Annotated in this window: 20 protein-coding genes; 3 read left to right on the top strand and 17 right to left on the bottom strand. The window is 63.2% G+C overall.

All coding sequences use genetic code 11. The features are described 5' to 3' along the window. The first annotated feature begins 385 nt into the window (after positions 1-385). A complete protein-coding gene (locus tag CXY71_RS19500; protein ID WP_104139535.1) occupies positions 386-1,021 on the top strand; it encodes a LysE family translocator in 636 nt (211 codons plus the stop codon). A 111-nt stretch (positions 1,022-1,132) separates the two neighbouring features. On the opposite strand, the gene CXY71_RS21555 is transcribed toward CXY71_RS19500, so the two are convergent. Next, positions 1,133-1,525, bottom strand: coding sequence for an LOG family protein (locus CXY71_RS21555; RefSeq protein ID WP_199185422.1), 393 nt, complete (start codon positions 1,523-1,525; stop codon positions 1,133-1,135). 22 nt (positions 1,526-1,547) lie between these two features. On the opposite strand from CXY71_RS21555, the gene CXY71_RS19510 reads away from it, so the two are divergent. Then, the gene (locus CXY71_RS19510) at positions 1,548-1,850 is read left to right on the top strand and encodes a hypothetical protein (RefSeq protein WP_104139540.1); all 303 of its coding nucleotides are present in this window, start codon (positions 1,548-1,550) and stop codon (positions 1,848-1,850) included. A 1,118-nt stretch (positions 1,851-2,968) separates the two neighbouring features. Here CXY71_RS19510 and hflX read toward each other — a convergent pair. Beyond that, on the bottom strand, positions 2,969-4,549 hold the full coding sequence (gene hflX / locus CXY71_RS19530; protein ID WP_104139553.1) for a GTPase HflX: 1,581 nt from the start codon (positions 4,547-4,549) through the stop codon (positions 2,969-2,971). A gap of 40 nt (positions 4,550-4,589) precedes the next feature. Between hflX and CXY71_RS19535 the strand changes: the two genes are divergently transcribed. Beyond that, a complete protein-coding gene (locus CXY71_RS19535; protein ID WP_104139556.1) occupies positions 4,590-5,198 on the top strand; it encodes a class I SAM-dependent methyltransferase in 609 nt (202 codons plus the stop codon). A 188-nt stretch (positions 5,199-5,386) separates the two neighbouring features. Here CXY71_RS19535 and dapF read toward each other — a convergent pair whose 3' ends face one another. The 15 genes from dapF to thyX all read right to left on the bottom strand — a co-directional run bounded on the left by dapF (position 5,387) and on the right by thyX (position 21,057). Continuing rightward, positions 5,387-6,268: a diaminopimelate epimerase gene (gene dapF, locus CXY71_RS19540; RefSeq protein ID WP_104139559.1), complete on the bottom strand. Its 882-nt coding sequence runs from the start codon at positions 6,266-6,268 to the stop codon at positions 5,387-5,389. A 9-nt stretch (positions 6,269-6,277) separates the two neighbouring features. Beyond that, entirely contained in the window at positions 6,278-7,225 is a 948-nt protein-coding gene (gene miaA, locus CXY71_RS19545) for a tRNA (adenosine(37)-N6)-dimethylallyltransferase MiaA (RefSeq protein WP_104139562.1), read from the bottom strand. A gap of 59 nt (positions 7,226-7,284) precedes the next feature. After that, positions 7,285-8,889, bottom strand: coding sequence for a tRNA (N6-isopentenyl adenosine(37)-C2)-methylthiotransferase MiaB (gene miaB, locus CXY71_RS19550; RefSeq protein ID WP_104139565.1), 1,605 nt, complete (start codon positions 8,887-8,889; stop codon positions 7,285-7,287). A 76-nt stretch (positions 8,890-8,965) separates the two neighbouring features. Then, entirely contained in the window at positions 8,966-9,646 is a 681-nt protein-coding gene (locus tag CXY71_RS19555) for a regulatory protein RecX (RefSeq protein ID WP_233204728.1), read from the bottom strand. 39 nt (positions 9,647-9,685) lie between these two features. After that, positions 9,686-10,831, bottom strand: coding sequence for a recombinase RecA (gene recA, locus CXY71_RS19560; RefSeq protein WP_104139568.1), 1,146 nt, complete (start codon positions 10,829-10,831; stop codon positions 9,686-9,688). Between the two features lie 355 nt (positions 10,832-11,186). After that, entirely contained in the window at positions 11,187-11,411 is a 225-nt protein-coding gene (locus tag CXY71_RS19565; protein ID WP_104139571.1) for a DUF3046 domain-containing protein, read from the bottom strand. 103 nt (positions 11,412-11,514) lie between these two features. Continuing rightward, a complete protein-coding gene (locus tag CXY71_RS19570; protein ID WP_104139575.1) occupies positions 11,515-11,823 on the bottom strand; it encodes a helix-turn-helix domain-containing protein in 309 nt (102 codons plus the stop codon). Positions 11,824-11,978: 155 nt separating this feature from the next. Further along, positions 11,979-12,548: a CinA family protein gene (locus CXY71_RS19575; RefSeq protein ID WP_104139578.1), complete on the bottom strand. Its 570-nt coding sequence runs from the start codon at positions 12,546-12,548 to the stop codon at positions 11,979-11,981. Beyond that, the gene (pgsA, locus tag CXY71_RS19580; protein WP_104139581.1) at positions 12,541-13,134 is read right to left on the bottom strand and encodes a CDP-diacylglycerol--glycerol-3-phosphate 3-phosphatidyltransferase; all 594 of its coding nucleotides are present in this window, start codon (positions 13,132-13,134) and stop codon (positions 12,541-12,543) included. Before pgsA ends, CXY71_RS19575 begins: the two co-directional genes overlap by 8 nt. Before the next feature lie 3 nt (positions 13,135-13,137). Then, complete coding sequence (locus CXY71_RS19585; RefSeq protein WP_104139584.1) at positions 13,138-16,029, bottom strand: DNA translocase FtsK; 2,892 nt, start codon at positions 16,027-16,029, stop codon at positions 13,138-13,140. Positions 16,030-16,127: 98 nt separating this feature from the next. Continuing rightward, on the bottom strand, positions 16,128-17,354 hold the full coding sequence (locus CXY71_RS19590) for an ABC transporter permease (protein WP_104139587.1): 1,227 nt from the start codon (positions 17,352-17,354) through the stop codon (positions 16,128-16,130). Continuing rightward, positions 17,351-18,046 carry an ABC transporter ATP-binding protein gene (locus CXY71_RS19595; RefSeq protein ID WP_104139590.1) on the bottom strand — a complete coding sequence of 232 codons (696 nt, stop codon included), beginning with the start codon at positions 18,044-18,046 and terminating at the stop codon, positions 17,351-17,353. The genes CXY71_RS19590 and CXY71_RS19595 overlap by 4 nt, the downstream gene beginning before the upstream one ends. Continuing rightward, a complete protein-coding gene (locus CXY71_RS19600; RefSeq protein ID WP_199184380.1) occupies positions 18,043-19,101 on the bottom strand; it encodes an efflux RND transporter periplasmic adaptor subunit in 1,059 nt (352 codons plus the stop codon). The genes CXY71_RS19595 and CXY71_RS19600 overlap by 4 nt, the downstream gene beginning before the upstream one ends. 171 nt (positions 19,102-19,272) lie before the next feature. Then, positions 19,273-20,250, bottom strand: coding sequence for a 4-hydroxy-tetrahydrodipicolinate synthase (gene dapA, locus CXY71_RS19605; RefSeq protein WP_104139593.1), 978 nt, complete (start codon positions 20,248-20,250; stop codon positions 19,273-19,275). A gap of 96 nt (positions 20,251-20,346) precedes the next feature. After that, positions 20,347-21,057, bottom strand: coding sequence for an FAD-dependent thymidylate synthase (thyX, locus tag CXY71_RS19610; RefSeq protein ID WP_104139596.1), 711 nt, complete (start codon positions 21,055-21,057; stop codon positions 20,347-20,349). Positions 21,058-21,112: the final 55 nt, after the last annotated feature.

A 21,112-nucleotide genomic window follows, 5' to 3' on the forward strand; every position in this document is an offset into this window, starting at 1 on the left:
GGCCGGGTGGCCGCGTACGCGCCAGCATGCTGGCGGTTCTTCGCGGGCGGATGCCGGGCTCGGCTGTCGCTCCATGCCAAGGAAATGAATTCCGTCGGCAACGATTGATTCGACAGTAACAACACCGACGTCGAACGATTCGAATATGACAATTCGTGTCATCTCGGCGGTCAGACGGCATCTATTGGGCAAGGACGCAAACGTTCGAGGCAGGGAGTTTCGCCGTCGTGAGAAGGTCGGCGAGAATTCGACCGACGGTGAGCGTCAGCTGATGTCGGACACGAAGGGTATGGATGGCGTTTTGTGCGGCCGTCCGGTTTCAGTCGTTGGGCGACACGTGCGCAATCGTGTTCAAAGGCCGCAGGTGTACACGTAGCATGATGCGGTGACGATCTCGCAAGCGGTACTCGGATTTGCGACAGTAGCCGCGATCCTCACGGTCATCCCCGGACTGGACACGACTCTGGTGCTCCGCTCTGCGCTCGTGCGGGGTCGGCGTCAAGCCGTCGTGACAGCTTTCGGAATCGCAACCGGCGCGCTCATCTGGGGTGCGGCTGCAGCGCTTGGGGCCGCCGCGCTACTCGCGGCGTCTCACCTTGCGTACCAAATGGTGACTATCGGCGGACCACTGTATATGGGTTACCTGGGTGTCAGCATGATTGTCAAGAGCTTCCACAGCACGGGCAACGGTCACGCCACCACCGCGACAACCGAATCGGCCTCGCTATGGCGATCATTCAGTACCGGCACCTGGACCAACCTGCTCAACCCCAAAATTGGCGTGTTCTATATCGCAACAATCCCTCAGTTTATTCCAGAAGGCACCTCCCCGCTCGCTATGGGGCTGCTTCTATCCGCCGTTCACGCGCTCATGAGCCTGGTCTGGTTCGCCGTCATCATCGTCGGGGCGAACTCTGCGCGTCGATGGCTGGCCCATGCCCGCGCGCTTCGCATTATTGACCGGTGCGCCGGAACTGTTCTCATCGGATTTGGTGTCAAGCTCGCTCTCGAGCACCGATAGCCACACTGTGGCCGAAAGTCCATCGTGGACTCCATGCTTGTTTTCGTCCCCCAGAGGGTTTCCCAAATAGGATCGGCGACACAGTCGCCGAATGCTCGCATGGGTGGGAAATTACGCGAAAGGGACCACCCTCGTTGTGCCTGATTCATTCCACTTCTGCGGTGCCGGTTTCCAGACTTTGAGCTGATTCAATAGGTCCAGAGCGTTGTCAGAAATGATCAGTGCGGCCCGGTAAGTCGGTCGGAGAAATCCTGCATCCACGCTGGCATCGATGGCAGCTATGAGCGGGCCCCAGAAACCATCGATGTTGTACAGCGCCACGGTTTTCGTGTGGATGCCCAGTTGCTGCGAGGTCCAGACTTCAAAGAATTCCTCCATAAACGATCCCGATTCCTTAGTCAGCCAACGTACGGGCGAGCGCGGCTGCACCTTTTTGATTGGTGCGGTAGCGGAGCGTGCACCATGATCGGCTCGGGGCTGCATCCGTATTTGCGGTTCGCTCAATCGCTCGATCATTGGGGATGACATGGAAGTTTCACAAGCCCAGGCCGATGTGCGTCGCATCTACCGTGCCGGATTCCCGGGACCGGTGGTGTCCGCGGTCGTCTGGGCGGCGGCCAGCGCGGTGTTCACCTGGGGCTCCGTCAGTGCTGGCATGGCTGCGCTCTTCTTCGGCGGCATGCTGATCTTCCCGCTGAGCACTCTGCTCATGAAGATGCTGGGCGGCCCAATCGCTTTACCGAAGGGGCATCCATCAGCGGCACTACCTCTGCAGTACGCGTTCACCGTACCGTTCGGGATACTGATTGCAATCGCCCTCGGCACGTAGGAGACCGTTCTTTTCTTCCCCGCCGCACTCATCATCGTTGGAGCGCACTACCTAGTGTTCATCTCGCTGTACGGCATGCGCTTATTCGCGGTTTTGGCCGGGGTACTGATTTGGCTGGGGGTGAGCGCGTTATTCGTTGCATCAGAGCCCGGAGGCATAAGCGAATGGCTGGGTGCCGCTGTCTTTCTGCTTTTTGCAGGACTGCTGTTCCGCGTCCAAGACGGCGCACACGCAATGGTCCCGTAGGCGGTTCCGCGGGTAGGCGTCGGCGGCACCGCCATTCAGTGGCGTTGCCGCCGATGCGGGTCGGTCGCGACGTGTGCCCGCGACCGGACGTACATCAATGTAAATGAGGCACCTGCGATGAAAGTGAGCACGCCGACAATGCCACCAAAACCGATGGCTGCGCTCTGGCCAAAGTAGGCGAAAAGCCCTAGTCCAGGGAGAACGGTGCCGATACCCGCAATGATGCCCTGGGCGACGCGTGAAGTTTGCAGACGATGATCGAATATACCCAAAGCGAGAGACGCCCCAACGAGAGCGGCCAGGCTGAACAGAAGGCCAGTAACTGTGCTGAACAAGAGTTCAACCATCAGCGGCGGAGCCGCAGCCCAAGGATTTGCGAGTGCGACCGCGAGATGTGACCCGATGGCATATACAGCCGCTGAGGCCACGCCGAGACAAACCCCGAGAAGCATCGTGAGTATCACCGATCCGGGATCGCAGACTGCTGCATTCTGTCGATTGAGTGTACTCACGCGCCACCACCACCTTGCACATGCCTGCGCTTTAGTAGCCATTCCCATTCGGGGTTCAGCTTACAAGCGACATTCATGGCCAGGTCCCTCCCGAAAACGGCGGCTTCAGACCCACTTACTCCGTCCATTGCGATGTGAGCTGTTTCCAACTTGGTCGAACCAGCCAGGCCACGAAGGCACTAATCGCAAAGAGCACACCTAGCGCCATCGGAATCCACGCCTGAATTGAGGCGTCCACACCAAGACTGGCCGAAAGGACCAGTATGAGAGCGGAACTCGGTGCAACCATTACGACGAGGAAGACAAGGAACCGCGGAATAGGCCGTTTCATCGTGAGCCCGCCCGACTTGAAGCAGAAAGCTACGCAGAGAGCGCGGACAGAATGACGAACGGGGCGAACTGGGGCTCGATCTCCGGGGTGACAAACGCCGTCACGTGGGTGCCCGCTTCGACGTATTCGGTCGTCTCGATGCGGCCCTGATCGTGCAGCACCGCTATCAGATCGCCGCGGTCGTAAGGAATGAGGAGGTCGAGTTCGATCTGCGGCGTCGGCAGCAGCAGTGCCACCGCGGCCAGCACGGTTTCGATGCCCTCACCGGTTCGGGCCGAGACGAACGTCGCTTTCGCCTCGAGGCCGCGCAGCACGAGCCGGTCGTCGTCGCTGATCAGGTCACTCTTGTTGAAGACGACCAATTCGGGAATGTCCCGAGCGCCCACCTCGGAGATAACGTCGCGCACGGTCGCCAGTTGCGCAACCGGGTCGGGGTGCGATCCATCGACGACGTGCACGATGACGTCTGCGTCGGCGACTTCTTCCAGGGTCGAGCGAAACGCCTCAACCAGTTGGTGCGGCAGGTTGCGCACGAAGCCGACCGTGTCGGTGAGGGTATAGAGGCGGCCGTCGGCGGTCGTCGACTTGCGCACGGTGGCGTCGAGGGTCGCGAAAAGGGAGTTCTCGACGAGCACTCCGGCCTTGGTGATACGGTTCAGCAGGCTGGACTTGCCGGCGTTCGTGTAACCGACGATCGCGACCGAGGGAACGGTGTTGCGCTTGCGGTTGGCGCGTTTGGCCTCGCGAGCGGGTTTCATCTCAACCATCTGCTTGCGCAGCTTGGACATCCGGGTGTGGATGCGGCGACGGTCGAGTTCGATCTTGGTCTCACCGGGACCACGCGAGCCCATTCCGGCCCCGGCGCCACCGACCTGGCCACCGGCCTGGCGAGACATCGAGTCACCCCAGCCGCGCAGGCGCGGCAGCATGTAGGCCATCTGGGCCAGTTCGACCTGCGCCTTGCCCTCCCGGCTCTTGGCGTGCTGGCTGAAAATATCGAGGATCACAGCGGTGCGGTCGATGACCTTGACCTTGACCACGTCTTCGAGGGCTCGCCTCTGGCTGGGAGCGAGTTCGGTGTCGGCGATGACGGTGTCGGCGCCGAGCGCTTTGACAATGTCGGCGACTTCCTGAGCTTTGCCCTTGCCGAGGTAGGTGCTGGGGTCGGGGGTGGCTCGACGCTGCAACAAACCGTCGAGCACGGTTGCACCGGCCGTTTCGGCCAGGGCGGCCAGTTCGCGCATGGAGTTTTCGGCGTCGTCGACGGTGCCGTGGGTATAGACGCCCACCAGGACCACGTTTTCGAGGCGCAGCTGGCGATATTCCACCTCGGTGACGTCTTCAAGCTCGGTGGACAGGCCGCCGACGCGACGCAGGGCGTTACGGTCGGCACGTTCGGATTGGTCACCGTCGTGGTCGCTGCCGTCATACTCGCCGGCAGACTGCGCTTGCAAGGCCTGAGCCGATCCGCTGCGAAAGAGTGAATAGCCGGCAGCCTTGCTGTCGGCGCTGGCCAACACGCGCGCGACGACATCGTCGGCGTCAAGTGCCGGTTCTACGGGCTCGTTTTCTACTGCGTCGTTGCCGCGGGGCGCCGTTGAATCATTCATCCCATTAACCTTAGTTCAACGAAGTTGAAAGGTTCCTCTTATGTCGTCCGACCATTATTTTTCTCCGGCGCCCGGCACCGTACTGAAAACCCGCCAGATTACGGTGCAGTTGCACGGGCAAGATCATGAACTCACGACCGCCAACTCGGTGTTCAGCCCCGCCCACATCGACACCGGCACCGAGGTGCTGCTGAAGTACGCCCCCGATCCGCCCCTGACCGGGCACTTTCTAGACCTCGGCTGCGGCTGGGGCCCAATCGCGCTCCACCTCGCCCTGGCCTCCCCTGAGGCCACCGTTTGGGCCGTGGACGTGAACGAGCGCGCCCTCGACCTCGTGCGCACCAACGCCGCCACCCTCGGACTCACCAACGTCAAGGCCGTGCTCGCCGCCAACGTGCCCGCAGACATCAGCTTTCGGACCGTGTGGTCGAATCCGCCCATTCGGGTCGGCAAGGACGAACTACACGGCCTGATGCAGAATTGGCTGCCCCGCCTCGAATCAGAAGCGGATGCCTGGCTCGTCGTCCAGCGCAACCTTGGCTCCGACTCACTCCAACGTTGGCTGACTGCCGAACTCCCCGACACCTTCGAGACCACCCGTGAGGCCATCAGCAAGGGCTTCCGAGTACTCCAAGTGCACCGCAAGTAACCTCCTCCGACTCGCAACTGACCGTGACGGCGGGGCCTTCCGCGGAGTGACGAGCTTCGCGGGCTGGTAGGGCGCCGCTCACGCTTTTCGCGGAGCGCCCTGAGCACCTTGAGCACCCTGAGCACCCACGATGCTTGAGCGAGGGTCGGATGACGCCGCCACCACGGCCCCACGACCAGAAACCGCCGTCAGCCCAAATTCAGTACCCCATCAAAGACCAGTTCAGCCGGCCCCGATAGCGACACGTGCTCGCCGTCCTCCGCCGGGAACATCCGCACCCCGAGCACGCCACCGGGAACCTCGACCCGCCACTGATGCGGTGCCGCTTTCCCGGCCCAGTGCCGGGTAGCCAGAGCGGCCGCGACCGCACCGGTTCCGCACGACAACGTTTCGCCGCTCCCACGCTCGTGCACGCGCATGCGGAACCGCCCCACGCCATTGACGACGAGCGGGTCGTTCGGCACCACGAATTCGATGTTGACGCCGCCGACCGGTTCCGGGTCGAGCTGCGGGATGAAAGTGAGGTCCGCGGCATCCAGCTCGTCGTCGTCGGCGAGAGCGACGACCGTGTGCGGGTTGCCGACGTTGATGCCGAGGCCCGGACGGGCGACGGGCAGGTTCTTGGTGCGCACGAGCGGCTCGGTTCCGTCGAGCTTCCACCGGCCGAGATCGACCTGAAAACCTGACGCATTCCGCTGTACGTCGCGCACGCCGCCGCGGGTGCCGATGATGAGGGTGTCGCCGGGCAGCAGCTCGGCCAGGTTGTTTTCAATCAGGAATTTGGCGTAGACGCGGATGCCGTTTCCGCACATTTCCGAGACGGTGCCGTCGGCGTTCCAATAGTCCATGAACCACTCGGCCCCATCGTCTTCGGCGAGGGCGGCAGCACCGTCGGGTAGGTTCTGGCTGCGCACGGCACGAATGATGCCGTCAGCACCGACTCCGAACTTGCGGTCGCACACCGCACGAATCTGCGCCGGCGTCAGTTCCAATTTTCCGTCGGGATCAGCGAACATCACGAAATCGTTACCCGTACCGTGGCCCTTGGTGAAGTTCAGAGTGATGCCCATGCCGCCAGTTTACGGGGCGGTCGCTGGATGCTGTGCAGTCAAAACGCCCCGGTCGACGTGCGCGAGCGCGTCATCGGCCCGGTCGCGCGCGTCGGATTCGATCCAGTGCGTCTGGGCATAGCGTTTGAACCAGCTCACCTGTCGGCGGGCATACCGGCGAGTGAGTTGCTGAGTTGCCTCGATTGCCTCGGCCTGGCTGAGCGTTCCATGTACCTGGCCGAGCGCCTGGGCGTAGCCAATGGCACGGCTCGCCGTCACGCCGTTCTCGATGCCGTCCGCGAGCAGGCAGCGAGCTTCATCGACGATGCCGGTCGTCCACATCCGCTCGACTCGGGCGTCGAGCCGAGGGGTGAGTTCTTCGCGCGGGGTGCGGAGGCCAAGCAAGATGCTGGGGCGCCAAAAGACTGGCTCGTCCGGGAGCGCGGCCAGGTGCGGGGCGCCGGTCAGTTCGACAATTTCCAGCGCCCGCACGAGACGGCGGCCGTTGCTTGGGCCGATGCGCTGCGCAGCCTGCGGATCGACGGCCTGCAGCCGGGTATACATCAGGCCGGGTCCAACGTCGATCAACTCCGCTTCGAGCCGGGCGCGAAGCTCCGGTTCAGTACCGGGAAACCGAAAGTCGAACACGACCGAGGAGACATACAATCCTGAACCGCCGACCAGGATCGGCACGGCGCCACGCGCGATGATCTCGGCGACCGCTGCACGGGCATCCGTTTGGTAATTGCTCACGGTTGCCTCGGCGGTCACCTCGAGCACATCGAGCAGGTGGTGCGGAATGCCGCGGCGTTCGGCGAGGGTGAGTTTTGCCGTGCCGATGTCCATGCCGCGGTAGAGCTGCATGGCATCGGCGTTGACGATTTCAGTCGGCTGGCCGCGCTCAATCAGCCGCTCGGCCAGGTCAAGTGACAACTCAGACTTGCCGGTGCCGGTCGATCCGACGATCGCAATCAGCATCGGCGACGCGGCTGACCCCAATGTTTCGGGTGGCACGAGGCTTTCAGGCGACACCGTTCCTAGCGCTCGTCGTCGTTCACGTTGTAGATGGGAATGGTGCTCGAGTGGCTCTCGACTCGCAGGCCGATGGTTGGCAGGCCCAGCGAGACCGGACCAGTACCGCCGCCTGCTCCACCGTGTGATGGAACGCCGCAGGATTCTGCTTCCAGTCGGTCCCAGGCATCGCCTGCACGGGTGGAACGGATGCGGAGGGGCGCGCCGTCGGTCGAGTCGGCGATGAGGTGGAACGGTGCGGCCTGGGTGACGACAACGGTGACCACGTCGCCGGGACGCGGACGCGGCGAACCGGCCGGCACGTCGAAGTGCACGAGCCGGCTGTCGGGGGCGCGCCCGCTGAGGCGATGGGTCTCGCTGTCCTTGCGGCCACCATTAGCGACGAGCAGTTCAACCTCGCGGCCGATGATGGCCTGGTTTTCTTCGAGGGAGATACGTTCCTGCAGTGCGGCGAGACGCTCGTAGCGGTCTTGCACGATGGCCTTGGGAATCTGGTCGGCCATCGTTGCGGCCGGGGTCCCCGGACGAATCGAGTACTGAAAGGTAAACGCAGTGGCAAAGCGAGCCTGTTCGACGACCCGCAGGGTCTCTTGAAAGTCTTCCTCGGTTTCGCCGGGGAAGCCGACGATGATGTCCGTGCTGATGGCGGCGTGTGGCATCTGTGCACGCACGCGGTCGAGGATTCCGAGGAACTTCGCCGAGCGGTAGGAGCGACGCATCGACTTGAGGATGTGGTCGGACCCGGACTGCAACGGCATGTGCAGCTGGGGCATGACGGAGGGCGTCTCCGCCATGGCGTCAATGACGTCGTCGGTGAACGCGGCTGGATGCGGGCTGGTGAAGCGGATGCGCTCCAGCCCCTCGATCTTTCCGGCCGCGCGCAGCAGCTTGCCGAAGGCGAGGCGGTCGCCGAACTCAACGCCGTAGGAGTTGACGTTCTGCCCAAGCAGGGTGACCTCGATGGCGCCGTCGTCGACGAGGGCTTGGATCTCGGCGAGGATCTCGCCTGGACGGCGATCTTTTTCTTTGCCGCGCAGAGCGGGCACGATGCAGAAGGTGCAGGTGTTGTTGCAACCGACCGAAATGGAGACCCAGCCGCTGTAGCTGGAGTCACGTTTGGTCGGCAGGGTGGATGGGAAAGTTTCGAGCGACTCGAGAATCTCGAGCTGCGCCTCGCCGTTATGGCGGGCCCGCTCGAGCAGGCTCGGAAGAGAGCCCATGTTGTGCGTTCCGAAAACGACGTCCACCCAGGGCGCCTTCTCGAGGATGGTGTTCTTGTCCTTCTGCGCGAGGCAGCCGCCGACGGCGATTTGCATGCCCTCATGCTTGCGCTTGACTGAGGCCAGGTAACCGAGGTTGCCGTAGAGCTTGTTGTCGGCGTTCTCGCGCACGGCGCAGGTGTTGATCACGACGATGTCGGCCTCGCCACCGTTCGCCGACACGTAGCCGGCGGCTTCGAGCGAGCCGCTCAAGCGCTCGGAATCGTGCACGTTCATCTGGCAGCCAAAGGTGCGTACCTCATAGGTGCGCGCACGCCCCGAGGCGTCGATCGCAGCTACCGAGGGGGTGATCACGGTTCGGCGGGCAAGTGCGGGGGCGACGATACTCATAGTGGGTATAGTTTACGCGAGCAATTCGGTGTGTGCGCCGTGTACGACGCCCGGTCAGGAATAACGAGCGGAAATATCAGCGGAAGCGCACACGCGAGCCGTCACCGCCACCGCGGCTGTCCATTGCGGCTTTGACCGCCACTCGTACTGCGGCCGACCCATAACCCTTGCGCATGAGAAACCCGGTGAGTCGGCGGTCGATGGTCTGATCGTTAAAGCGTTCCATCTGACCAATACGCTTGGTGGCCAGGTCGATGGCGCGTTCGGCTTCGTCGTCGGGAAGCTCCTCGAGTTTGTCCATCATGACGCCCGGATCGAGCTTGCGCCGACGCATTTCAGCCTCGACAGCGGTGCGACCGAGACCCTTGCGCACGTTGTGGCTGTGGATGATCTGATCGGCGAGCTTGGCTTCATCGAGGTATTGCAGCTGAATGAACTTCTCTATGATCTCGCTCGCCTCGCCGGAGTCGACCCCGCTGCCGTTCAACACAAGCAAGGCCTCGACGATGGAAAGTGAGCGGCCCCGGAGCCGGTGCAACAGCACCTTCTCGGCCCGCTCACGCTGGTCGAGCGCATCAGCGTCGGTTTCAGCGTCGGTCTCAGCGTCGGCTTCAGCTTCAGCGACGGGTTCCGCGGGCCCTGTTTGCAGTGGAGACCGGCGCTTCATTCCCGGGGCCGCGCCGGGCAGGTAGGTCACGGGAGCCAAACCGGCGTCTGCACGTTCTGCTGCGTCATTCTTGGGTTCGAAGTGAACCATTCCCGTGACCTGCCTTTCGTTGTCGTGCGGTGGTGTCGGTTAGGCGCTCTTGCGCGCTACCGGTGCCTTGGTGGCAACCGGACCACCATCGAGCATCGCCGCGGCATCCGCTTCTGCCTTGGCCTTCGCTTCGGCCTCGGCGACAATGGCCGCAGCGGCCTTCTCGGCGGCCTTGGCCGCGATGCCCTCCGGGCCGATGCCGAGCTTGATCAGAATCTTACTTTCGATCTCGTTGGCCATCTCGGGGTGCTTGAGCAGGAAATTGCGCGAGTTCTCTTTACCCTGGCCGAGCTGGTCGCCGTCGTAGGTGTACCAAGCACCGGACTTCTTGACGATGCCCTGGTCTACTCCGAAGTCGATCAGGCTGCCTTCGCGAGAGATTCCGATGCCGTAGATAATGTCAAACTCGGCCTGCTTGAAGGGCGGTGCCATCTTGTTCTTGACGACCTTGACCCGGGTGCGGTTACCGATGGCTTCGGTTCCTTCTTTGAGGGTTTCAATGCGACGAATGTCGAGGCGCACCGAGGCGTAGAACTTGAGTGCTTTACCGCCCGAAGTGGTCTCAGGACTGCCGAAGAAGACGCCGATCTTTTCACGCAGCTGGTTGATGAAGATCATGGTGGTGTTGGTCTGGCTCAAACCACCGGTGAGCTTGCGGAGCGCCTGCGACATGAGACGAGCCTGGAGGCCGACGTGGGAGTCACCCATCTCGCCTTCGATCTCGGCACGCGGCACGAGGGCAGCAACCGAGTCAACAACGATGAGGTCGATGGACCCGCTTCGCACGAGCATGTCAGCAATTTCAAGGGCTTGCTCGCCCGTGTCGGGCTGCGAGACCAAAAGAGCATCGATGTCAACGCCGAGTTTCTTGGCGTATTCCGGGTCGAGGGCGTGCTCCGCGTCGATGAACGCGGCGATGCCACCATTCTTCTGCGCGTTCGCGATGGCGTGCAGGGTGAGCGTGGTCTTACCCGAGGATTCCGGACCGTAGATCTCCACGATGCGGCCACGCGGCAGTCCGCCTACGCCGAGTGCGACGTCCAGGGCAATCGACCCAGTCGAAATGGTTTCAACGGGGGCACGCTCGTCGCTGCCGAGGCGCATGACCGAGCCTTTGCCGAACTGACGGTCGATTTGCGCGAGGGCGGTTTCGAGGGCCTTCTCACGGTCCGCTTGTGATGCCATGGTCTTCTTCTCCTGGGTTCTGCACGATCGCTAGCTTTGAACGGAGCTTCGGGACGTGCACGGTGGCGCCTATAGGCTGTCGGCCCGCTCATCGGGAGGACCCCGATGCCTGTTTCGACAAGGCAATCGCCGACTTTCTCTGACAAATTCGACTGTACGCCGCACCTCCGACATTGGCCGGGAACGCGATCGAACGGTGAACAATCTGTCAGATTGTCTGCTGTGAAGGAGCCTATCAATCCCGAATAGGTATTCGAGCATTTTCGAGAGTATTTTCTGCCGTGTCGAAATGTCCGCCGAACCCAACGCTCGAGTCTGCCAACGGCACTCGGTCCAGAACCAATCGGCTGGTGCTTTACTGGCGAGGCGCGGGGATTCCGGCACCGTACCAGCGACTGCGCGGCACATCGACCTCTACGCAGAGCGCTAGCCAGACGTCGCGAGCGGGTACGCCGGCGGCAATGGCTTGGTCGGCCGTACGCCCGCCCAGAGGCGTGAGCACCAGGTCGCGTGTCAGTACACGCCCGTAGGCTTCACCGAACTCGAGCTTCAGTGCCGTGCGAAATTCACTCAACCGCATGATACTCCCCTGGATGGCACTGGCTCACAGCACTCCTGACAGACAACCACCGCCGACACGAGGTGTCGGCGGTGGTGTTTTGTAATCGACTGCGCGAGGGCGACTAGCGCACCATCAAATTGGAATCGAACGTGGTGACGAAGTCCTCTGGCACCGTGTCGGGGAATTGGTCCATTCCCTCGATGACAGCGAGACGGTCACCAACTTCACGCATGATGACCGAAATCGGAGTCTCCAGTGCATCGGCCACTGACGCAAGAATCTCCGAAGAGGCTTCTTTCTGTCCACGTTCTACCTCACTGAGGTAGCCGAGCGCGACGCTGGCTTTGCTTGCGACCTGACGCAGGGTACGCCCCTTTTGCAGGCGGAAGTCCCTGAGCACATCGCCGATTTCCTGACGAACAAGAATCATCGGAACCTCCTTCTTATGCCTAATAATGTGAACCCAAACTATCGGACTCCCAGTTGGTGCCAACACTACGTCATTCATCTGACAAGCTGACACTAACCGAGAAACATTGGGCTTTGCTTGTGAGTGCCTTCGATGTAACCAGCCCGTAACACGAACTATTCCGCGTCATCCTGGGCTATCAGCGCACGCACAGCAACGACGGCCTGGCGCACTGTTTCGGCGCGAACCTCGGCCCGGTCCCCCTCGAGTTGCAGTGGAACGGCCCAGGAGCCCGTGCCCTTGGAGAGTCCGATATACACAGTTCCGGCCGGGTGGCCGCCGTCCGGGCCCGGTCCGGCCACGCCGGTGGTGGACACACCCACGTCAGCCCGCACGTCGTTCACGGCGAGGAGTGTGCGTACCCCGACTGCCATCTGCTTGGCCACGTCAGCGTGCACGGGGCCGTGCACGTTGAGCACACTACTGTCGACCTGAAGCAGGCTCCGTTTGAGGTCCGAGTCGTAGGCGACGACTCCCCCGCGCACCACTACGGATGCCCCGGGAATGCGCACGAGTTCGGCTACGAGCAGCCCGCCGGTCAGTGACTCGGCGACCGCAATTGTGAGGTGCCGGGCGGTGAGCTGCGCGATCAACTCCGCCGTAGCATCCACTTGCAGATCTCTCGGAACGTTGCAGGCGCGAAGGGTGCCGTCGGGAAGATCGATCGAATCGGCCGGGTCAGGCATCGTCGTGTTTGCGCAGTCGCCAGGCCGAGAGCAGGTAGTCGAGGCCGGTCACCACTGTGAGGATCAGGGTGATGGTCATAGTGGCCGTGTTGAGCCAGTGCACCCACTCGCCGAAGACCAGCCAAAACGGCAGCAGCGCGAGCGAGATCGACACCGACTGGGACACGGTTTTGAGTTTGCCGCCGCGGCTGGCCGGGATGACCCGGTCGCGCAGCATGACGAATCGGAACACGGTGATGCCGATTTCGCGCACCAGGATGACGATGGTCACCCACCAGGGCAACTCGCCGAGGATGGATAGGCAGACCAGGGCGCCGCCGGTGAGGATCTTGTCGGCGATCGGGTCGAGGATCTTGCCGAGGTCGGTGACGAGGTTTTGGCGGCGGGCGATCATTCCGTCGATTCCGTCGGTGGCGATCGCGATGATGAACAGCACCGCGGCTGCCCAGCGCAGAGCGTCGTGTGGGCCATTGGCGGCCAGCAGCATCCAAATGAACACGGGGGCGAGCAGGATACGCACGACCGTGATCAGGTTGGGCAGGTTCCAGTTGCTCGGGCGGACGACGGATGCTTGCGGTGATGCCATGGCTCAGTCCCTGCCCGTTAGTTTCCAGGCATCCTCGTCGTCTTCGGTGCCGTCCACCTCAGGATACCCCTGCGACATTTTCTCCACCGGGTCGTCGGCGTAGCGCGGATCGGACGCCGTGGCTGCACGGGAATCGTCGGATTGAGCCTTGAGCGCGTGCTGTTCATCGTCGGAGCCGCGCAGTCGTGCAAGCACGCTCGGCAACTGTTCAGCGTTGACGAGCACGTCGCGCGCCTTGGACCCCTCGGACGGGCCAACGATTTCGCGGGATTCGAGCAGGTCCATCAGACGGCCGGCCTTGGCGAAACCGACGCGCAGCTTGCGCTGCAGCATGGACGTAGACCCGAACTGGGTGGAGACGACGAGTTCGGCCGCGGCGAGCAACACCTCGAGGTCGTCGCCGATATCGGAGTCGATCTCCTTGCGCGGGGCGACCATGGAGACATCGGGCCGGTAGTCGGGCCTGGCCTGCATGGTGACGTGCTTGACGACCTTTTCGATCTCGCCTTCGGTGACCCAGGCGCCCTGCACGCGCACGGCCTTAGAGGCCCCCATCGGCAGGAACAGTGCGTCGCCCTGGCCGATGAGCTTGTCGGCGCCGGGCTGGTCGAGGATGACCCGGGAGTCGGTGACGCTCGTCACGGCGAAGGCGAGCCGGGAGGGCACGTTGGCTTTGATCAGCCCGGTGACGACGTCGACGCTCGGACGCTGCGTGGCGAGCACGAGGTGAATGCCGGAGGCGCGCGCGAGCTGAGTGATGCGCACAATCGAGTCTTCGACGTCGCGCGGAGCAACCATCATCAGGTCGGCAAGCTCGTCGACAACAACCAGCAGGTACGGGTAAGGCTTGAGCTTGCGTTCGCTGCCGACCGGCAGCACAATCTCCTCGTTAACGACGGCCTTGTTGAAATCGTCGATGTGGCGAAAGCCGAAGCTGGCGAGGTCGTCGTAGCGCATGTCCATCTCTTTCACGACCCACTGCAGCGCTTCGGCCGCTTTCTTCGGGTTCGTGATGATGGGCGTGATCAGGTGCGGCACGCCGGCATACGCGGCGAGCTCGACCCGTTTCGGGTCAATCAGCACCATGCGCACGTCACTTGGCTTCGCGCGCATGAGCAGGCTCGTGATCATGGAGTTGACGAAGCTCGACTTGCCAGAACCAGTAGAGCCGGCCACGAGCAGGTGGGGCATTTTCGCGAGGTTGGCGATGACGAAGCCACCGCCGACGTCTTTGCCGACGCCGATGGTCATCGGGTGGGTGGCGTTGGTGGCGGTGCTCGATCGCAGCACGTCGCCGAGGGTGACGATTTCACGATCGATGTTGGGGATCTCGATACCGATGGCACTCTTGCCGGGAATCGGCGAGAGAATGCGCACCTCGTTGGAGGCGACCGCGTAGGAGAGGTTCTTACTCAGGGCGGTGACTCGCTCGACCTTGACGCCCGGGCCGAGTTCGATCTCGTACTGGGTGACCGTTGGACCACGGGAGAACCCGGTGACCTTGGCATCGACCTGGAACTGGCGCAGCACCTCCGTGATCGATTTGACCACGTCGTCGTTGGCAGCCGAGCGAGCCTTGGCTGGCGGCCCGGCCGTCAAAGTGGATGCCGCCGGCACGAGATACGGAATGGCCGGGTGGGGATCGACTGAAGCGAGGGGAGGCAGGGTCGCACCGTCGGCATCCACTGCCTGGCTCAGTTCGGGGAAGACATCGTCGAAGCCGGAAAGGACTTCGGTGTGGCCAGCCGGGTCGTCGGAGTGCAGGCCGGTGGACGGTTCACCGGCGAGGTCGACCTCGCCGGTGAACCGTTTGACGGCGAGCTCGGCCTTGCGCAGGTCTTCGAGCACCTCGGTGCCGTAGTGGTCGCGTTCGGGCGGCGCGGTGTGGTCGGTAACCTCCGATTCGATGGCGCTGTCGAAACCGCCGCGGGACGAATTGCCGCCGAGAAGCACGCTGAGCGGGTCGGCCTCAAGCGGACCAGGTTTGGATTCGGTCGACAATGCGCTGCCGAAGTCAGGGTCTTCCTCGCGCTTGCTGTTGTTTCGGCGCCACCACGGCAATGCGCCTTCTTGGCCGTCTTCGTCGTCGACACCGTCGAGTTCGACCTGAGCGGTCTTGCCCGATTTAGCACCCTTGCTCGCGGCCGCGCGTTCTTCGTCGTCGGTCAGTTGCGCGCCGAACAGCCAGTCGTAGAGCTCGCGGGAACGCTGACCGATGCGATTCGGCGGCGTTTTGGTGATGATGAACAAACTCAGCAGCAACAACAGAATGACGACGATCGTGGCGCCGATCGACGTGGTCAGCAGGATCAGCGGGGCGGCAATCATCCACCCGATCACCCCGCCGGCCAGCGCGAGGGCTGGCATGCCGTCCTGCGGCTCTGGCTGCACACCGAAGATGTGGCAGAGGCCCGAAATGGTCACGAGGAGAAGGCTGAGCCCGATGCCGATGCGACCGTTGTCGTGAACGGAACTGGGTTTGCGAAACAGCCAGACGGAAAACAGAAGCAGGATGACCGGCAGGGCGAAGGCGACCCGGCCGAACAATCCGCCGAAGGTGTATGCGTCGAGCTGCTGCGCCACGACGTCGTTGATGAGGAACCATTCAACGACGGCTCCCGAGATGGCGAGCAGTACGAGAAAGAACGGCAGTCCATCGCGGCGTTCATCTTTCGAGAGCTTTTCGGGGCCGAGGGCGCGGGCGGCGCCGCCGGTGAGGTGGGCCAGACCCATCCAGGCACGGGCACCGAGGCTCGGTTTCACGTCGACGGCGGTGAACCTGACGGTTTTCTGTGCGGCGGTCGCGCCGGCCCCGCGGGTTGCCGGTTTGCGCGCCGGAGCGCCCTTCGCTGCCGGGGTGCGGGCACGCCCGGACGACTTAGTGCTCGTAGCCATGGAATAACGCTACCAAGCAGCACCGACATTCGGCCGACCCCACGCCCACGGCCTCGGTGACTAGCATGCGAAGGCCGTCCGGCGGCATCCGCTCAATGTCAATAGCGGATGGCGTCGATAACCTTTACCCGCACCGCCACCAGCGCGGGGATCAGCCCGGCCAGGGCGCCGACGACCGTCGCGCAGACCAAGCCGACGACGGCCGCTTCGACCGGGAACGGGGGAAAATCGGTGACCTGGCCCTGGCTGATGAAGTCTTCAACGAGCGGGCTCTTGACGATGAGCACGGCGGCGATCACCCCGACAATTCCGGCGACAACTGTCGCGACGACGCTTTCCATCATGACCGCGAAGAACACCCGGGCAGCGGTTGCACCGAAGCTGCGCCGAATGCCAATCTCCCGAATGCGCTGCTTGAGGGTGACCAGAGCGATGTTGACCAGGCCGAGGGCACCGAGAAGCAGCACGAGTCCGGCGATGGCGCCGACGGTGAGCTTGAGCGAAAGGTACGGGTCGCCGTCCATGTACGCCGCGTAGTCCTGCCGGTTCACCTGAACGGATGCCTCAGCGCCAAGAGCGCCCTGCACGTCACGTTGCAGGGCGGTCACTAGCTGTTCGGACACGTCGACCGGCACCCACAGCTCGTAGGACGGTGGTCCGAATTGCAGGTTCGGGTCGGTGACGACGGGCGTAATGGCGGTGAGCGCATCGGCGAGCATGTACATGGCAGGTTCGGTCTCCCACGAGAGTGCAGGGTAGACACCGGTTACGACGGCTGTCGTAGTGCGTTCGCCCACCAGGGTCGCAGTTGGATGAGTGCGCAGGTCGGGTCGGCCAAGGCGGTCCCAGAAGATGGAGTTGACCAGCACGGCTGGCGCGAGCCTGGCCTGGTCTTCGTCGGTAAACCAAACGCCCTTCTCGAGGGTAATGCGGTGCATGGTGCCGTAGGGCAGATCGACGCCGACGGTCTGCACCGGGACAGCGCCGTCGGCGAATTGCACCGTCTGGCTAGTGTTGACCACCCGGCTGGCGTAGTCGATTTGGTAGCGTTCGAGCGCCGTGCGCCAGATTTCGGGCATTTTAGTCGGGGTGGAGCCGTCGTTCGTCGAGGCGAATAAGGAGAGGCTGGCGGCGCGACCCCCCGACCGCTCGCTCGATTCGAGGGTCGCCTGCTGGGCGACCGCGCCGAGTCCGACGACGGTTGTGATGGCGCAGACGGCGACGGCCACGCCGATCAGTGAAAGCATGACGCGGGTCTTGTGGATTCTCACCTCCTGCCAGGCTTCGATGACGGAGCCAACCAGATTGCTCGCGACACGCTTCATGCCGGCACCGCGCTTATGACCTGGAGCACGCCGTGGTCGAGCCGCAGATGCCGGGAGGCTCGGGCGGCGATGGCCGGGTCGTGCGTGATGGTGACGAGCGCTGCCCCGGATTCGGCGGCGACGTCGTCGATGAGATCCATCACCGTTTCCCCGGTTTCAAGGTCGAGTGCTCCGGTGGGTTCGTCGGCGAGAATCAACCGTGGACCGCGTACCAGCGAGCGGGCGATCGCCACGCGCTGCTGCTCGCCGCCGCTCAATCGGTCGGGCAGTGAACCGAGCCGGTCGCCGAGGCCGACCCGTTCGAGCATCTCGGTGGCGATTCGGGCGCGCTGCCAGAACTGACGACCTTCCGCGTAGAGCAGCGGAGTCATCACGTTTTCAAGGGCGGTGCGGCCCTGCAGCAGATTGAACTGTTGAAAGATGAAGCCGACCGCACGACCGCGCAACCGGTCCCGGGCGCCGGAGGACAGCGAATGCACCGGGCGGTCTTCGAACAGCATTGTGCCACTCGTAGGGTTGTCGAGCAGCCCGAGCAGGTTGAGCAGGGTGGTTTTGCCCGAGCCTGACCGGCCCACGATCGAGACGCGGTCGCCGATATCGACATCGAGGTCGATGCTGGAGAGAATCGTCAGCGGCGGCGCATCGATGAGCTGCACGGTGCGGGTGACTCCCTCAAGGTGCAGCAGGGTCATTTCGAGATCCCGAAGCTGGAGATGCTCGGGCCGAAACAGACCTCGCTGCCGTCCGGCTGCAACTCGCAGCCCGTTTCTCCACCGGCAACGGCGCCCGGCACGAATTGGTTGATCAGGTCGCCCTCGACCAGCCCGTCGATCACCTGCACGTTGACGCCGTCGGTCATGCCGAGCGTGACCGGGCGTTCCTCGGTGCCGCCGTCGACCAGCACGAACCAGACGACGCCGGTTTCGGCCGAGCCCTCGACGGCGGTGGTCGGCACGACCAACACGTTTTCGGCCAGGCCCGCGGCGATGGTGAGCTGTGCGGCGAGGCCGGCGAACACGGTCACCTCGGTCGGTATGGCGCAGCTGACGGTAGTACCGCCCGTGCCTGCTTCGCCGCCCACACCCCCGTCGCCACCGGCCGATTCCCCCGCTAGCGGGGTGGTGATGGTCAGGCCGGTACAGGTGAACGGAGCCGGCCCATTCGTGATCGCAACGGATGCTTCGGTCGGCTTGGTCAGCAGCCGATACTGCTGCTCGGGGCTGAGTGCGCCGCTCACCGAGAAGCTCGGCGGCGCAACCTGTCCGGTAGCATCACCGACGGCCACGCTCTGACCGGGGATCACGGTGAGCGAGCTCAGGATTCCGGTGATCGGCGCGAGGACTTTAACGAAGGTGACCACTGGTTTCGGCTGGGTAATGGTCACGTTGCCATCGGCATCCGTTGCTTCGACCGGGTCCTTGATTGTCTCAACTCGGATGTCGTAGATCTTGTCGTTTTTGTTCACGGTCTGACCGGCCGCGATGAATATTTCGTCGACCGTTCCGATAGCGGTCGCTTTTACGGCCACGGCCGGGTCGGCGCTGACCGTTCCCGGCAGGGTGACATCGTTGCTGATCGTGCCGAGGGCCACCGGAATTTGCGGCTCAACGACGACGCCGGTCGGTTCGGCCGGGTTGCTGTCGGCCGCGGTGTCTGGGTAGAAGGCGAGCTTGACCAGGGCTACGGCGATAGCTGCTATGACGATCAGACGAAGGATGGGAAAGACCCATTGGCGTGCAATGTTCACGAGACTCCCCACGCGGCCGACCCGACGTGGTCAAGCTCGATGGGCTGATCCTAGCGTTTTGTGGGTCTGACGTGTCGCGGCCAGGGGGGCGCACGGCACCAGTTGAGGTTTGTGGCCCCCTACGAACGGGTGCAGCGAACGCCAACGAGTACCGTGAGCACGATCAACGCTTTAGCGGGTGGTGCCAGCGACCTTGGGGAGCGATCCGCCGGCGGCCGCGTTACGGTCCGGACGAAAGTTTGAGAAGTCCACGCCGGGGATGTCCTGCACGAGCGAGAGTTCATCCTCGATCTGGGCCGCTTCGGAGTCCTCCGGGCCGACCAGGGGCAGGCGCACCCGCGGGCTGCCGATGCGCCCGAGGCCGTGCAAAATGTACTTCACCGCAACGGTGCCTGGAACGTGCGTCATCACGGCGCGCACGAGCGGTTCGAGCTGTTGATGTGCGGCGGTCGCGACCTTGAGGTCGCCACGGTTGACCGCGTCGACCATGTGCCGGTACGGAGTCGCTGTGATGTTGCCGGTGACGCCGATGAGCCCGGTCGCGCCGATGGACAGGTGGGCCAGCACGTTGGGATCGTCGCCGGAGAAGTACATCAGGTCGGTCTGGTTGAGCACTCGGCTGACCTGGGCGAAGTCGCCCTTGGCGTCCTTGATGGCCAGAATATTGGGGTGCTTCGCCGCACGCAGGATGGTCTCGTAGGCAATCGCGACGCCGGTGCGCCCGGGAATGTCGTACAGAATGACCGGAAGGTCGGTGGCATCCGCGATCATGCGGAAATGGGTGAGGATACCGGCCTGGGTCGGCTTGTTGTAGTACGGCGTGACGATCATATTGCCGTCCGCACCGGCTTTTTCGCTCTGTCGGGCCAGCTGCATAGCGTGCGCGGTCTCGTTGGAGCCACCGCCGGTGATGATCTTGGCGCGACCGTTGGCGACCGACTTGCCGACCTCGACCAGGCGAATCTTCTCGGGGTCGGTCAGTGTGCTGGTCTCACCGGTCGTGCCCGTCACGACGATGCCATCGGCTCCGGCGTTGATGACGTCGTCGATGTGCTTCTCCACCCCGACCCAGTCCACTTCGCCATCAAAGGTAAACGGGGTGACCAGTGCGACCAGCACCTGGCCAAAGGGATTCGTAGAGGTAGACACGAGCTACAGGTTATCGTCTCCGCGCCCTTCGCTCTGCGAGAGCGCAAAAAGTGCCCGTGTGAACCAGTCAAACGGGCACTTCTCAACGAAATGCTGTTACGGAGAGACGCGACCGTTCATATTGAAGGACGCATGGGTCAGGGGCATCAGAGCCTCGAAGTGCGTCTCCATCTGCTCGGCACACATCTCGATTTCACGCTGCGGGAAGGACGGGAACTGACTCCCCGCGCGCTTGGTGCGCAGGCTGAGGAAGTTCATCAGCGACCGGGCGTTGAGCGTGACGTACATCGAGGAGTAAATGTTCAGCGGCAGCACGATGCGGGCGACCTCGCGCGCGACGCCGGCTTCGAGCATCCGCTGATATGCCTCATAGGCGTGAATCGCGGCGGCACGAGTCTGCTGCTGCACCAACGCGGTCTGTTCGGCGGTTCCAGGCAGAAAGTCGTAGGCACCGGCCTTGCCGACCTGCACGAGGTTGCGCTCATTGGAGGGTACGTAGAACACCGGGCCCAGCTCCCGGTAGCGGCCCGATTCTTCGTTGTAGGAGGCGATGCGGTGCCGCATGAACTCGCGGAACACAAAGATGGGCGCGCGCACGTAGAACGTCATCGAGTTGTGTTCGAACGGCGAGCCGTGGCGGTCGCGCATGAGGTAGTTGATCAGGCCACGGTCGCGTTTCTCGTCGGTCTCGCTCTCGGAACCCTCGAGCTGACTCTGCTCCAGGGTCAGCTCCCCTAGGGTCGATACCCGGGCGGCAAACAGCACATCGGAGTCGTGGGCGCTCGCGCGTACAAGTTCGACGGTCATTTCCGATCGAAATTCAATTTCAGGGCGGGGCTCTTGTTCGGCGGTATCAGACACT

Source organism: Cryobacterium sp. Y62, from assembly GCF_002929785.1.
Lineage (GTDB): Bacteria > Actinomycetota > Actinomycetes > Actinomycetales > Microbacteriaceae > Cryobacterium.